The sequence below is a fragment of the Dendrosporobacter quercicolus genome (genome assembly GCF_900104455.1).
Taxonomy (GTDB): Bacteria; Bacillota; Negativicutes; order DSM-1736; family Dendrosporobacteraceae; genus Dendrosporobacter; species Dendrosporobacter quercicolus.
In genome coordinates this window covers 1-14070 of record NZ_FNHB01000001.1, presented here as the reverse complement: position 1 = coordinate 14070, position 14070 = coordinate 1, and the positions used below count along the sequence as shown (strand labels likewise).

Annotated in this window: 15 protein-coding genes and 1 riboswitch; of the genes, 2 read left to right on the top strand and 13 right to left on the bottom strand. The window is 43.0% G+C overall.

All coding sequences use genetic code 11. The features are described 5' to 3' along the window. Positions 1-515: 515 nt before the first annotated feature. Complete coding sequence (locus BLR06_RS00070) at positions 516-827, top strand: hypothetical protein (RefSeq protein WP_092067064.1); 312 nt, start codon at positions 516-518, stop codon at positions 825-827. Positions 828-1201: 374 nt separating this feature from the next. Here BLR06_RS00070 and BLR06_RS00065 read toward each other — a convergent pair whose 3' ends face one another. The 11 genes from BLR06_RS00065 to BLR06_RS19860 all read right to left on the bottom strand — a co-directional run bounded on the left by BLR06_RS00065 (position 1202) and on the right by BLR06_RS19860 (position 9910). Then, positions 1202-1660: an 8-oxo-dGTP diphosphatase gene (locus BLR06_RS00065; RefSeq protein ID WP_092067062.1), complete on the bottom strand. Its 459-nt coding sequence runs from the start codon at positions 1658-1660 to the stop codon at positions 1202-1204. A gap of 387 nt (positions 1661-2047) precedes the next feature. Beyond that, positions 2048-2989, bottom strand: a complete 942-nt coding sequence (locus tag BLR06_RS00060; protein WP_173813035.1) for an alpha/beta fold hydrolase — start codon at positions 2987-2989, stop codon at positions 2048-2050. 404 nt (positions 2990-3393) lie between these two features. Continuing rightward, the gene (locus BLR06_RS00055; protein ID WP_281242266.1) at positions 3394-3810 is read right to left on the bottom strand and encodes a DMT family transporter; all 417 of its coding nucleotides are present in this window, start codon (positions 3808-3810) and stop codon (positions 3394-3396) included. A 167-nt stretch (positions 3811-3977) separates the two neighbouring features. Next, on the bottom strand, positions 3978-4703 hold the full coding sequence (locus BLR06_RS00050) for an alpha/beta hydrolase (protein ID WP_092067058.1): 726 nt from the start codon (positions 4701-4703) through the stop codon (positions 3978-3980). A gap of 72 nt (positions 4704-4775) precedes the next feature. Then, positions 4776-5348 carry a peptidoglycan-binding protein gene (locus BLR06_RS00045; protein ID WP_092069680.1) on the bottom strand — a complete coding sequence of 191 codons (573 nt, stop codon included), beginning with the start codon at positions 5346-5348 and terminating at the stop codon, positions 4776-4778. Positions 5349-5363: 15 nt separating this feature from the next. Beyond that, positions 5364-5505, bottom strand: a riboswitch (cyclic di-AMP (ydaO/yuaA leader). Positions 5506-5583: 78 nt separating this feature from the next. Beyond that, the gene (locus BLR06_RS00040; RefSeq protein ID WP_422699897.1) at positions 5584-6300 is read right to left on the bottom strand and encodes a L,D-transpeptidase family protein; all 717 of its coding nucleotides are present in this window, start codon (positions 6298-6300) and stop codon (positions 5584-5586) included. Positions 6301-6513: 213 nt separating this feature from the next. After that, positions 6514-7248 carry a 3D domain-containing protein gene (locus BLR06_RS00035; protein WP_092067056.1) on the bottom strand — a complete coding sequence of 245 codons (735 nt, stop codon included), beginning with the start codon at positions 7246-7248 and terminating at the stop codon, positions 6514-6516. Positions 7249-7459: 211 nt separating this feature from the next. Continuing rightward, positions 7460-8683: a Zn-dependent hydrolase gene (locus BLR06_RS00030; protein WP_092067054.1), complete on the bottom strand. Its 1224-nt coding sequence runs from the start codon at positions 8681-8683 to the stop codon at positions 7460-7462. A gap of 426 nt (positions 8684-9109) precedes the next feature. After that, positions 9110-9376, bottom strand: coding sequence for a glutathione S-transferase N-terminal domain-containing protein (locus tag BLR06_RS00025; RefSeq protein ID WP_139164416.1), 267 nt, complete (start codon positions 9374-9376; stop codon positions 9110-9112). 37 nt (positions 9377-9413) lie between these two features. Continuing rightward, a complete protein-coding gene (locus BLR06_RS19865; protein ID WP_245697966.1) occupies positions 9414-9569 on the bottom strand; it encodes a ferritin family protein in 156 nt (51 codons plus the stop codon). A gap of 152 nt (positions 9570-9721) precedes the next feature. Continuing rightward, a complete protein-coding gene (locus BLR06_RS19860) occupies positions 9722-9910 on the bottom strand; it encodes a ferritin family protein (protein ID WP_245697965.1) in 189 nt (62 codons plus the stop codon). A 266-nt stretch (positions 9911-10176) separates the two neighbouring features. Between BLR06_RS19860 and tpx the strand changes: the two genes are divergently transcribed. Next, on the top strand, positions 10177-10689 hold the full coding sequence (gene tpx / locus BLR06_RS00015) for a thiol peroxidase (protein ID WP_092067052.1): 513 nt from the start codon (positions 10177-10179) through the stop codon (positions 10687-10689). An 82-nt stretch (positions 10690-10771) separates the two neighbouring features. Here tpx and BLR06_RS00010 read toward each other — a convergent pair whose 3' ends face one another. Both BLR06_RS00010 and BLR06_RS00005 read right to left on the bottom strand, forming a co-directional pair. Further along, the gene (locus tag BLR06_RS00010) at positions 10772-12667 is read right to left on the bottom strand and encodes a type I glutamate--ammonia ligase (RefSeq protein WP_092067050.1); all 1896 of its coding nucleotides are present in this window, start codon (positions 12665-12667) and stop codon (positions 10772-10774) included. A 428-nt stretch (positions 12668-13095) separates the two neighbouring features. Continuing rightward, entirely contained in the window at positions 13096-13833 is a 738-nt protein-coding gene (locus BLR06_RS00005; RefSeq protein ID WP_092067048.1) for a hypothetical protein, read from the bottom strand. Between the last annotated feature and the right edge of the window lie 237 nt (positions 13834-14070).

Here is a 14070-nt window from a genome sequence, read left to right as displayed (position 1 = left end):
GAAGCAATCACGGCAGCTTATAATACCGGTAAGCCAAAGAACCTAAAGTAATAGCTCCAACGGCGATCATGCCGTATACAATTTCTAAAGACATATTCAGCCCTCCAAAATGAAAGAATAATTCAGTATATGAAGAAAGCTTAATTTTGATTCATAAAAAATAAACCCTGCACTACCGTAGGCAGCGCAGGGCCGTAATCAGGAGATGCCTAAACCACTCCAATGCTAGGGCGATTACGATAGTAAAACAGCAACAATTCCAAGCCAATCAAAACCGCGTATTACTCCAGAAAATATATTGGTAGCCAATATTACACCCAGTAGCCATTTAGTCATACTTTCAAATGGACGACATTTATGCTAAACTGGAGGTGGGTAGGGGGAGGAAACTCCCCCTACCCACCGGCTCTGTTACCGTCTACGCTTGCGGGTTCCGGGGCCTTTCGGCCTCTCTTTAGTCTCCGGCGAGGGCCAAACCGCTTTAATTATGATTACAGGAGGATGAAAGAAAGATTATGGATACTTTTATTCAAATCATTAAGCTGATCGCCTTTATCGCGGTTGCCCTATTCATTTTTAGCCTATACACTCAAATGCTAAGTAAAATAACTCAAAAAAGCCTTAGAAGCAGAATTGCCAACGGTAAAATCAGCGATCAACAGCTGATCATGCTTTATAATGCTGCCGCCAAGGGCCGGAAACACCAATGGCTGACCATTTTATTTTACGGAATTTTTTATAAGTCTCTTGTACAAATGCAAAAGGAAACCTATCAATTGTATCGAGGCGAAATGGAAAAAAGAGGCCTACTGGATCAAGTAAACTAACTAATATTTATCGTGTCAAAAAATACCCTACAATTCACAGCAGCCGCTCACGCTTGTGAGCGGCATTTTCTCTGTCAAAAAAAGAAGCCCCGGCAAACAAGTTCCGTTGCCAGGTTAGTCTAGTCATCTGTGACTTGACCTCTTTGGCGTACTTCTGTAAGGATTCGTTGGCAATTTGCAATAATCTCTGCGCTGCTTTTAACTCGCTCCTGGCTTTGCTCGATTCGATCCTGAGCTGAGTTAACTGCTCCTGCAGCTTTGCTAACTGTTCCTGAGATTCGTTCAGCTTGTTTTTGGCTGTCGTTAAGTCCGTTTTCGATGAGGCTCAACGATGAAGCTGGCGGGGAATATTGGGTATAGAGTATGTTAAATAATTAATATAATTTAATTAACCAATCATCATTTGATTTGTTGCGCTCATACATAAATTCACTATAATAATCTGAATCAAAAACATTTAATAACTCCATAAAATCATTTACTAACGTATAATCATTTAATGAATCTCTATCAATCCATCTCATTTCTCCTTCATCAGAAGAAATTAAAGTACCGTCAAATTTATCTGTCTTAAACAATAATACAATATATCGTTCATCTTTATCTGTTTGAAATTGTTTTACGCCACATAATTTAGGCTCTTTTATAGTCAATCCTGTTTCTTCATATATTTCACGAATAATTGCTTGAACAAATGATTCTTCTTTTTCAACATGTCCTCCTGGAAACGTGAATCCACGCCAATCTTTTCTTACTCTGTCTTGGAGTAATATTTTATTACCATCATGAACCATACACAAAACTGTTACTATCGCTTTTTCCCACCTACTCATTTGTTATCTCCTTACTAAATCAAATAAATTTTATAAAGTAATATTCTATAATTGTCTATTATTTAATTATATATCAAGTTAATGAAATGTAGCCTATGAAATAAATATTAAATTTCATCCGTATTCTTTGCCAGAGCCAATTCTTAACAGCCGCTTAATCAAAACTCTCATTCCCGCAACTTTGCATAATTTCACCGTGTTGGGCTTTTCCTTCATCTACTTTAGGACAAACAGGGATTCCACGGCGGTCACCAACAATAATTCAGGCTACCCTGCGGCAAGCCTGAATTATTGTCTATTGGCACTGCCTCGCCCCATAGAATCGGTTTGAAGGCTTGGAAGCAGGTTGCGGCAAAGGCGTTGGAATAAAACTGGCGCGATATAGGTTTAGTTGATTATAAACTCATTTACCAGTTGCTGGAATTTAGCATTTTCCTCTGCAAACAGAAAATGTCCGCTGTGCGCCAGTTGTACTAGCCGCGCATTGGGCAGCATCGATTCAAGCTTCTGTGCGACATCTATTCCGGTAATCGGATGCTCTTTTTCACCGCCGACCAGCAGCAAGACCGGCATAGCGATGTTCTTAATCTTAGGCGTCAAATCAAGCTTTGGCGTACCCACCTGTATCATGACGGCAAAGGAGGCCATTGTTTTGCCAAGTATGGTTTTGGCTGAACTGTTCTGAAAATAGGGACCTAAAAATACATCGATATTCTGGGCGTACCACTCATTTGCCGCCAATTGGTTTCTGGGCGGTAAGCCGGCCTTAAAGTAGGCGGTGGTCATGGCGGGTTTGTAAGCCGCATTTACACTGGATATGAGTATAAGTTTTTCCACCCTCTCCGCATAATTCATCGTATAGTCCATAGCGATGAGGCCGCCAAAGGAATGGGCCACAACAATAATCTCCCGGTCCGGGAAAAAGTGCTTTCTTAATGCTTCAATCCCGTCAGAAAATATCCGTACGCTGTAATTCTCAAGATCAGGCTTAATTTGTGAACGGCCGCAGCCTTTACTGTCAAAAAACAAGACCGGGTGCGTGTCCGCCAAAAATCTCAGGGATTCCTCCATATAGTCTGAAGAAAGGGCGCCGCCGCCGGCAACCACAATGATGGGCGTTTCGCTGGATTCTGCATTATACAGAGTATACCAAATATCAAACCCGTCAATGTTTACGGTATTGCCGCCTCCTGCAGTTATGGCCTCGCGCTGGACTGCCTCGGAGGGGATAAACAATGAAACGGCATAATACAGGATAAGACAAACCCCAAGAACGATAGCGCCGGTGACAATCAGCCACCGCGGCATTTTTTTAATTCTTTCATTCATAACATGGGCTCCTTTCATGTTGACCCACAGCCGTAAAAATGCACTTGCGTACTGTATTGGTTTCGCGGCTGTTAAGCCGGACCATCATGCGCCCGGCTTTCATCATTGCTGATTACTACTAGTTTATGACAGGTATCCACGGCATGTGTCAAAACAGTTGACGCTCCTTGTCATACAACTTTTTTACCATTTCAAGTATCATCAGCATATTGAAAACCGTCAGCAGTTTTAATGATTGGCTCACTGTCCCGGCAAAATAAAATAGAGCCTTACGGCTCTTTAGGGTCAACTAATATATACAATTTTTTTCTGCAAACTTCATTGCCCGTCAGAGGGAACAACTCTATATCACCAATCTGTCTATATCGGCCCATTCTCTTAAATGTTTGAATTTAACGCAATGACTAAATTCCCCGCAGCAGCAATTTAGCGCCAATTGCCAAAAACGCCACTCCGGCTACTTGGCTCCAGCCCCAGGAAATAGTTGCTAAGCCAAAGGCTCCGGAGGCATCAATAATAATAGCCGTTAAAACCTGGCCGATGATAATGGCCGTAGTGGCATTTGCTACCCCTACCTCAGGTATGCTGGCGGCTACCAGATAAATAATAAACACACTAATAACCCCGCCCAGATAAGAATACCAGGGAGCCTGCGTTAATGCGGCCATATTGCCTTTGCCTAATTTAAAACCAAACAATAGTATTCCCAAAACCACAGTGCCGATGATATGAACAAAAAAAGTGGTCTCCAGCAATCCAATTACTTTGCTCAAAGCAGCATTAAGCGAACCTTGTACCGCCATAAAAATCCCCGAAACCAACGCTAATATTAATGAAATCCAACCAGCCGAAAGATTGCTTAGATTCAATATCCCACATCCTTATCCTTGATGAATTGTTATCAATAGGTGTGTTTTTCTTGAATCTAGTATTCACCTGACAGGCATTTCTATTCACCAAGCCTTAAGATCAGCCCGCCCCCTTCTCATCAGATAAAATTTCGTTTTAGCCAGTCTTTAACCACCAGCACCGCCTCCTGCGAGTGGTTGGCGAATTGATGGTCCCCTCCGGCAATGATTTTAAACTCCTTGGGTTCAGGCAATAATTGATAAACAGTTTCCGCCTGGCTAAGTTCCACAATATTATCCTGCGATCCATGTAAAACCAACACCGGTATTTTATCAAGATTACGCAGATGCTCAAGTAAGTCAAACTGTTTAAAATCATCAATAAACTCCCGCTCTAACCGCAAATTGCCAAACGCATCACTTCTCGCCAGTGTTTGGCCCTGTTCCAGCACCTCATAGCCGCTTCCCAGCGCTGCTTGAAAAGTTGCGGTTAAATTCCAGGGGGTAGCCCACAGACATAATCCGGTAACATTTTTCTCCTTACTGGCATAAACGACAGCCGCACTGCCGCCCATACTACGGCCCAGCAAGATAATTCTCCTGCTTATCCTGTCCTGGCAATACTGTACGACAGCGCCGATTTCAGCCACTTGTCTGGATAGCTTCTGCAATGGCGTGAAATTAAACCTAACAACGGCGAAGCCCAGCCCGGCGATTTCGTCAGCCAGTAAAACCGCCCGGCCTCCCCCGTCTTTTGAGCCGCGAAAACCATGGCACATGATGCATACAGCTTTCAAATCCGGTTGTCCCGGCAGATGCACTGCCGCCTCAAGCTGATGTCCGTCATAGTCAATCTTAAAATTCATACCACCCCTCCTTCACCCTAATTTCTCCACCCATCTTCTTCAGACTTTGAAAAAAATAACAGGCAATGCCTGTTATTCAACCAAATAAACCGTAATTATTTGCCTGCCGAACTGCAAGGCCTCATCACGACTGTCAAAAGCCAAATCGATTTTGTTGCCTTTAATTGAACTGCCGACATCATCGGCAATTGCATAGCCGTAACCGGGAATATACAGGCGGGTGCCTAATGGAATGACTGCAGGATCAACTGCCGCCAAGCCTTTACGCAGCAAACTGCCGCGGTAAGTGTAATGAGAATTACCCGAATCATAGGCAGTATAGGCTGATGCACTCATCGTAAGGGATCTTTCATATCTGCTGGCCGGAGCTTCGGCACGGCTTAAATAGCTAAACGTTTCCGAACCGACAATTCCGTCCGGGATGAGGCCACTGCTGCGCTGAAAGCTTTTTATGGCTTGCAAAGTTTTGCCGCCAAACACACCATCAACTGCTTCAGTATAAAACCCCGCATCTGCCAGCATCTTCTGAACGATTTGCACGTTTTCGCCGCGCATGCCGTATTTTACCGGCAGGTTAGGCGATCCGGACACAACAACGCTGGAAATTAACATTGTCAACACCAAAACGATTGTTAATCGAAACATTTTCGTCAAACAGCTCACCTCTCTTGTAGGAGCCTCCGGGGTTAGCTGTCGGGATAGGAAAAGAGAAGAATGAGAATTACCCTTCCATGTCAATGGATTATCCCCGTAAATGTCAAATGGGTCCCCCGTACCAAATAGGATTCAGCTTAATAATTATTTTACAATAAATTGCATAAATAGTCAAAGTATGGGGCACAGCAACACGCAGTCATAATATAACCCCTAACGCCTGCAGCTAAATGGCCAGCTTATCAATTACCGCCTTGTCGACAACACCCGTTGCTTCCATCCCATTGGCATTTTGAAAAGCCTTCACTGCTTCTGTCGTTACCTGTCCAAAAATTCCGTCCGCCCTTGCATTTAGATAACCCAGTTCTTTCAATTTCATCTGCACAAGCACTACGTCAGCACCACTCATTTGATACTTTAACATACGCTTTACTTTGAGCTTGCGCCCTTCTATCCTGACCGGCGCACCGATTGGTACCCACTCAAATAATTCTTCGACATCCTTATTGCGCATGCGGATACAACCGTGACTGGCAAATTGTCCGATTGACCAGGGTTTATTGGTTCCGTGAATTCCATAAATGCCCCAAGGAACATTCAACCCCATCCAGCGAGTGCCAAAGCCAGTGCCCCAGTTATAATCCTTCCAAATTACATTCCACTCGCCAATAGGTGTAGGCGTCTCACTTTTTCCCACCGCAATCCGGTAGGTTTTATAAGGCTGGTTGTCGTTATAGACTTGCAGAGTGCGTTTGGTTACATTAATAACGATATTTATTTCCCCGGCAGGTCTGGCCGTTGGCTGGTTTGCCATGCTTGCCAGTTCACGCTCGTCCATAAAATCAAAACCGACAATGCCAAGAACCAGGCCCATAATAGAAAAAACCGCAACACTAAACAGCAACCGACCCCGCTTCAACCTTAAGGCCAATAAATTAATCACCTTAATCTCCTCTCCCTCCGTTCACCAAAGTATATGAACAGAACAGAAAAGGTAGAGCTATTTTATTTTTATGCCCGCACAATTTCGCAGCAAGCTGCTTTGCGGGCATTCCAGCCGTAATCGCAAGTCACAATCCGTATAGCCGGCCGCTTACCTAAATAAAAAAGGCTGTATCTAACCTCGGGGGAGGCCTAGATACAGCCTTATAACCTGTTAATCCAGGAGATAGACTTTGACATCCTGAATGCCGTAATCTAATGCTTCCTGGCGATCATCGAAAGCCAAATCAATACGGGTTCCTTTGATCGCACTGCCTTGATCCTCGGCAATTGCCTGCCCATAACCTTCAATCCACACCGTTGAGCCCATCGGTATCACCTCAGGATCGACAGCTACGACCCCTTTGCGGACCGTACCGCCCATGTAGGTCAGGTTGTCCCATTTTCCATTGTCAAGCACTCCGGGGGCATAAGCTGTCGCAGTCATATTGAATACCTTGCTATAACTTTGCGGCGCATCGGCCGTTATTGCGTTCTTATCGCCGGTTAGCTGGGACAACAAAGGATTATTTCCGTCAAGCAGCAAGGAAAGCACCGACAATTCTTTTTGATAGGCGCTCAGCTTGCCCGTAATATTCTTATCAACCTGCTGCTGCAGAAAACCCTGCGCGACATCACTAAAGCCGCCGTTTGCAATCATATTAACAATATTATCGGCAGGAATCCTTTCTAAAGCGACTTTGGTCAACGATCCTAAAATAACGTTGCGGTCTGCTTGTTCTAATTCTTGCTTGATTTTGAGCAACTCCTGAACTTGCGTAATACCGCTGCTCTGACCAATGACAGCTGCCAATTGATCGTCCAAAGCTGCAGCGTACGCTTGCGGAGTGAGAGGTGAAAACAGATTGATAACCATGGCAGTCATCAGAATGGCTGCAAACTTTTTCATATATATCGCTCCTTCCACAAAGCTCATAACATATTGTATCATAAAATTAACATAATATATTGCGGTAATTATTTGTAATTAGAACAGCCTGCTACATGGGCTTTAATACCAATAGGCTAACCAATGCGCTTACGCCTCCGAATGGCCGTAAAAAAACCAACCAAATGGTTGGATTAAGAGTTCCTATGCTTACCGACCTTGCTCTTTAGCGTTATTTTGCCAATTGATACAAAGTCTCCGTCAGCACATCAATCCCTTTCTGAATATCTTCCGGACTGGCATACTCGTCAGGATTATGGCTAACGCCCGCCTTGCAGGGAATGAGGATCAGTCCGGCCTTTGTTATTCTCGCCATATTCATTGCGTCGTGACCGGCTCCACTATTCATATGCTGATATTGAATACCCTGCTGGCGGCAAATCCCGGCTATCAGCTCAACCAGTTCACCATCCAGGCTGGCCGGGCGCTCTGACGACAGGATTTCTATCGCAACACCTGTATTTTGCCGTTCGGCAATCTCACTGACTGCATCTTTAATCTCCTGCAGGCATTTAATAATACTGGAGTGGTTCATCCCGCGTATGTCTAATAGCATTTCTACCAGCCCCGGTACAACATTCATTGCTCCAGGGTAGACTTTAAGCGCCCCGACAGTGCCGACAACCCCTCTGTCGGCCTGCTCTAACGCGATCTCATTAACGGCCAGGATAATCATTGCGGCGCTAACCAGCGCATCCTGGCGCTCATCCATTGGCGTAGTGCCGGAATGAGCCGCTACTCCTTCAACAATAATTTTACACCTGGCGGGAGCAGCGACAGACTCAATAATACCAATGGTCTTATTTGCTTTTTCCAAAGCTGTGCCTTGCTCAATGTGCAACTCTACAAATGCCTTTATTTCTTCCGGCCGCCGGACTGCTTGATCCAGATGATTGATATCCAGTCCCTGCTCTGCCAGCAATTGTGTAAATGTAACGCCATCCTGATCTTTCAATTTGCCTAAAGTCTTGGCACTTGTCCAGCCAGTCATTACACGGCTGCCAATTGCCGACACTCCAAATCGGTTGGATTCCTCACCGGAAAATACAATCAATTCCAGCGGATGAGTCAATGGCCCGCGCATTTTTAATGTTCTCAATGCCGCTATGCCCCCAAGGATTCCCACAATACCATCAAACTTACCGCCCTCGGGAACGGTATCCAGATGGGAGCCGGTAACTACTGCCGCAGCCTTAGCATCAGTTCCTTCAATTCGCCCGATAATATTGCCAATCTGGTCAGTGCGGATTGCTAATCCGCTTTCCCGCATCAGCTTTTCTACATATTCACGCGCAGCACGATCCGCCGGGCTAAAAGCCAGGCGGGTCACACCCCGTTTGTCTTTTCCGAATTGGGCAATTTGTTCAATCTCATTTATAATCCAACTGTTTTCCATGGCGAACGCCCCTTTCTTCCTGTTAAAACAGTCCCTACACTTAGCACTCTATATTTTTCAGTATAAACTATATTACCTGAGAATTCCAGATATATGCAAAAGTTTTCATACAAAACGAGAACGTACGATTCTACGTTCCCGTTTCATCTGCCAAACATGTTCCAGCTGTTTACTAAATAGTTCTAAACCAGCCGCTCCTTTCTGAAAACAAAGTGTCTTTTACAAGCAGCACACTCCAGAGTTTCACCATTTACCGCTTTATGCATTGGTATTTCAAAGATTTTTTCACAGAAAGGACAGATAACTTTGATGTGTTTTTGAATCTGGCACTGTGAGCGCACGTCGCCTTTTGCCAACACGCATCACCCTCTCCACATAATTCTTTTTAATATAGTATGCAGGTAATGAACAATTGAGCGAATAAAGTCAATATTTCATTGGCCGAACAGCCTCTTTTCCATAATGACCTACTATATAGTCCAGAATATTATCGCTGGAGGTCAAAATCTTTTCACCATCCACCAAAACAGGAACCAGATACTGACTGGTCAGCTTAAAAACATTGTCCCGCTTATGTTTAATCGGATCAACATTAATACAATAATATGATATTTGCAACTCGGCTAATTTCTCTCTAACCACACGGCATTCCATACAAAACTCGTTATTATAGAATGTTAATCTTGGTTCCAAATAAACCACCGCCTTCGACCAATTCGCCGGTGCTAAGTCAGGCCCACCCCTCCAGCATTTCACGCAACTTTACTACATGGGTTTGTTCTTCTGATTTTAAGACAGCAAAAATTTTTCTGGCATCTTCAAATTTTGCCTTAGCGGCCAATTCATCATAGAAAAGGATTGAGTCTTTTTCAGCCTGTATGGCCATTCGTAAGATCCCATCAATTGTGGTAAGTTCATTAAGCTTTGCCGCAATGTCTTCAGTCCTGGGGAAAATATGTTCTTGCGCCAATACGGTGAGATAGCGCGAAGTCTTCGGATCAAATAAACATTCTGCGGCTCCGGCATCTTTATTTTGTTTTAGTTTATTAAAGATCTGGGTAAACTTCTCCTGATGATGAATTTCCTCATTTTTAAAAGGATAAACGTGTCTTTGTGCTCGGCCTTCTGGGCCTTCTCGTATGCCTGCTGATAGAATTCACAGCCCCGGGCTTCTATTTCTATCGCAATTCTCAGCCCTTCCAGATCACTAAAAGTTTCGTTCGACATGGCTTAACTCCTCCTAATAATGATTTTGCCAATTCAAAGTTTCGCCATTGTCTTTTTAAATCCTTTTTTGCCAAAAATTTGGGTAATAGGCAGCCTGCACAGTATATGCTATGTCGCCAGCCTAAAAATAGTTATCTGTTTTCGAACTAAATACTTAAGATTATTATGATAAATTACGATAATATCAATGGAATATAGTTTATCTATCAGGCAGCTTTTGACTGGCCTGCCTTTAACTGTTGTATAATTTTTCGAGGAGGTTATATATGCAAAAACGTAATGGTGTGGTGAAATTAAACGGTAAGCCCCTAACCCTGCTTGGCAAGGAAATCATCATTGGCGACAATGCCATTGATTTTACTGTGCTGCAAGCTGATTCAACGCCGTTATCCTTAAGCGATACCAAAGGCAAGGTTCGCGTCATTAGTGTTGTACCGTCGATCGACACGCCTGTGTGTGATATGCAAACCGGTCGTTTTAATCATGAGGCTGCCCAATATGATGATATCGTAATATTATCAATAAGTGTTGATTTGCCTTTTGCTCTCCAGAAATATTGCGCCGCAAAAGACATTAACAATGTAAAAACCCTATCAGATCACCGAGATTTAGACTTCGGCTTGAAATATGGCTTTGTTATTGAAGAGCTGCGACTCTTATCCCGGGGCGCTGTTGTCATCGACCGCGAGAATATTGTCCGCTATGTCGAATACACGCCAAATATCGAAGAGCAGCCAAATTATGATAAAATACTAGAGGTAGCCAAGCAGTATATTTAAAATCAGCCGGAATGACTGGCTGCCGGAAATGAATAAATAAAAACGCTCTTTCCCTGCGGGAAAGAGCGTTTTTATTTTAATTTTAAATAATATTTTTCTTATATTGGGTATATAAAGCTTTCAGTTCTTCCACTTTATCATACATTTCTACCTGAAGGCCTGATGCGAGATCGTAATCACCCGATTCAACAGCATTGGCAATTAATGTAAAGACAGATTTCTGTTCAACCGAATCTTTAGCCAGGTAATTGCGCAGGGTGCTGACTTTATCCCAAATATAGAAATCATGGTCTGTCGCATGGTTGTCATGCAAACGTTTGCAGGCGCGGACAATGGTCAGATTTTCCGGAATAATCCGATGCAGAAGTTCAGTTTTCCAGCGAATTAACGCACCGGCGACAAAAGCGTCAATAAGCTCGTTTCTGAAAATGTTGCCAGCAGTAAGAACTTCTTTTTTGCCAGGGTAATTAGTAAGCCCCTGGAGATTTTCCCAAACCGTTGCCGGAGGTCTGCCAAATAAACGATTACGTTCGTCTTCCGTATAATCTTCAAAAACATCATGTTCGCTACGATATGCGCGGTCTTTTTCCAGATAGAAGCTTTCGGTTCCTGATTCCTTGGATAACTCGGCCAGCAATTCCTTCGTCGTTTTGCCGGATTCAACAGCAGCCTTAATTCCATCCAGTACAGTCAGATAAATAGCAGATAGGGCTACATAAGTATTGGTATATGGATTGCAGGCCCGAACCTCAAAACGGGTAGCATACGGATTTTCAACATCGCGTACCAAACCTGCTAAAATAGTACGGTTTCGGGATGGTATCTCAGGAGTATGACCTAATGAAGTCACAATACAAACCGGTGCTTCAAAGCCTGGTTTTAAACGATTTAACGAATCATTCGTTGAGGATATGAACGGATTGACAACTTCATAGTTCTTGAGCAGTCCCATAATAGCGCCATAACCTACTGCGCTCATAAAATCCGCTTTTAAGTCAGTTGGCGAAAACAGATTTACAGTTTTTCCTGATTTTAGTTTTGCCGCCATACCAATATGCGTATGCTCGCCATTGCCAGCAACGCCGATGATCGGTTTAGCCTTGAAAGTGACCTCCAGTCCATTTGCCCTAAATACCTCTTTCACAATAATGCGGGCCAGCAGTTCATTATCGGCAGCCTGTACGGCATCGGCAAAACGCCAGTCAATTTCAAGCTGTTCGCAAACATGAGTCAAATTACCGGCCTCGTCGATATGGGACTTAATGCCGCCAACTTCTTTGTGACCCATTTCCGCTTGTAAACCATAACGGTCAAGCACGATAATGGCCTGTTCCAAAGCTGTACGAACCGTGCCGCGAGTACGTTGCCAGTACTGCTCCTGCATAACCTGCGAAGCTGTTAATTCACCGACTTCAGCCTGCTCCAGCGGGGTTTTAACCCAAAACTCCAGCTCTGTGCCGGCAGTAAAGACAACATCCTCAATATCAGTTCCGTCAATATGCTCCAGGCCTGAAACTTTAGGATGCTTTTTAAATAAAGTCTTGATTTCATCTTTAACATATTGCAAGCTTTGCGCCAATAACGCCCGGGAATCAACCTTCAAACCATCATGGATTAAATAGGATGGTATACGCAGGGTACCAATCGGCTTGCCGGTTTCTTCGTCAAAATGCTCAAAATTGTAATCAATATACCAGTTAACGGTGGGATCCGCAGGCATATCAACTTTAGCATTATTCAGTGTTGCAATACCAGTCAAAACTACAGATGATCCATCAGTCTGAACGGCGGAACCAGTATAAAAATCATCTACATCTTTCAAAAATACGCGCATTGGAATTTTTTCATCAGTATCATTACCAGCTAAATCAACACCTACCAATGAAACAAACTTGATTTCCGGATGGCTCTTAAGTAATTCTACTACCTCATCTTTAGATGTACCTGCTGGAATGACATACAATAAATCATTAATCATCAGTTCTATCACCTCAGTGTATATTTTTTGAAATACATAAGTTAATGTATTCCATCTTTAATAATTTTATCCTTCCCGCCGGCAGTCTTTATCACAGTACTATGGCAGAAAAGATAATTATTTATAATAATACTAAATAAACGAATAAATATGTATATATTATCCATGTATTTACCACAAATAAATAAAAAACAAAACGCCGATTAACACAAAGACTCAATTAGTCCTTATGTCAAGCTGGCGTCTTTGCCAATTTGTATTTATTTATGTACATTATTATACTCATATTCATACAGTTTGTCTATAGTCATTTCAAATTCTACATAAAAATACACGTACAATGCAGGAGGTTAAAGCAGCATGATTCTTAAAAACCTGCGAGCAGGCTTTAGAAGTTCCCTGGCTGACTGCCTAAAATGCTGCGCAGATTAGAATACTTTCTCTAGGTTTTTGGTCGCTCTATCAATGATTCGTTTTATCATATCAATTGGTTCCTTGTTTCGGGCCTGTCTAATATCCAGTAGCATCCAGACAGCTTCATTCGTCTTACTGTCTATTAAGGTATACTCCATGCCGGCGTTAGCATATGTAATGTAGTGCGCTGGAACATCCACAAGCTTTTCAACAGGTTCCTTGATTATCTTCTTGCCTGTAACCCATTTACCATTCGAATCTTTAAACTTGGTTTCTACCTCCGTTTCTTTTTGTGTTTTATATGTGTAACTATAAGCATCCACAAACTTCCGGCTATAGCCAAAAGATATAACTTGTACATCCAATACCGCATCCGTACAAATCGGAATATACTCTTTTATAAGTGTTTTGAATCTGACAGGGTCATCGATTGCCAATTGCTGCATATCCAGTCCGGTATAGGCGCCTACCTTCTCTTGCAACTGGCTTAATGTTATAAAGATAATGGCATGATTAGTCCATTTCTTTTGGGTTTTGTAGAATACATCGTTATAAAAGGTTTCCAGCTTGCGGCTTTCATATTTATCAATTTGCAGGTCTGGAACTTCAGAGGTAGCAAGTAGAATTGTTTTTAGTTTTGTAAAATCATAATTAGGATCTTTCCACTCATCCTTTCGCTCTTGTGCAGTGGCAAGTGTGGTAAACAGCATCGAACAGAGTACAAGCAGCATTACAAATTTAACGTATTTCACTTTAGCCCTCCCTAATTGTCCAACTCTCTTTTCTGACCTCTTTCTGAATATTGCGCATTAACCCCTTATGAATAATATACCAAAAAAACAGCGAAACTCATACTGCATCCTGAAAAATTTTCATTAAAATATCCGTTGGTATCAAGATACGCGGATAGAGCGGTACTAGGCCCTTTCTGGGCCGTCGCACTGTATGCCCATAATGGCATCAGCACTAGGCCCTTTCTGGGCCGTCGC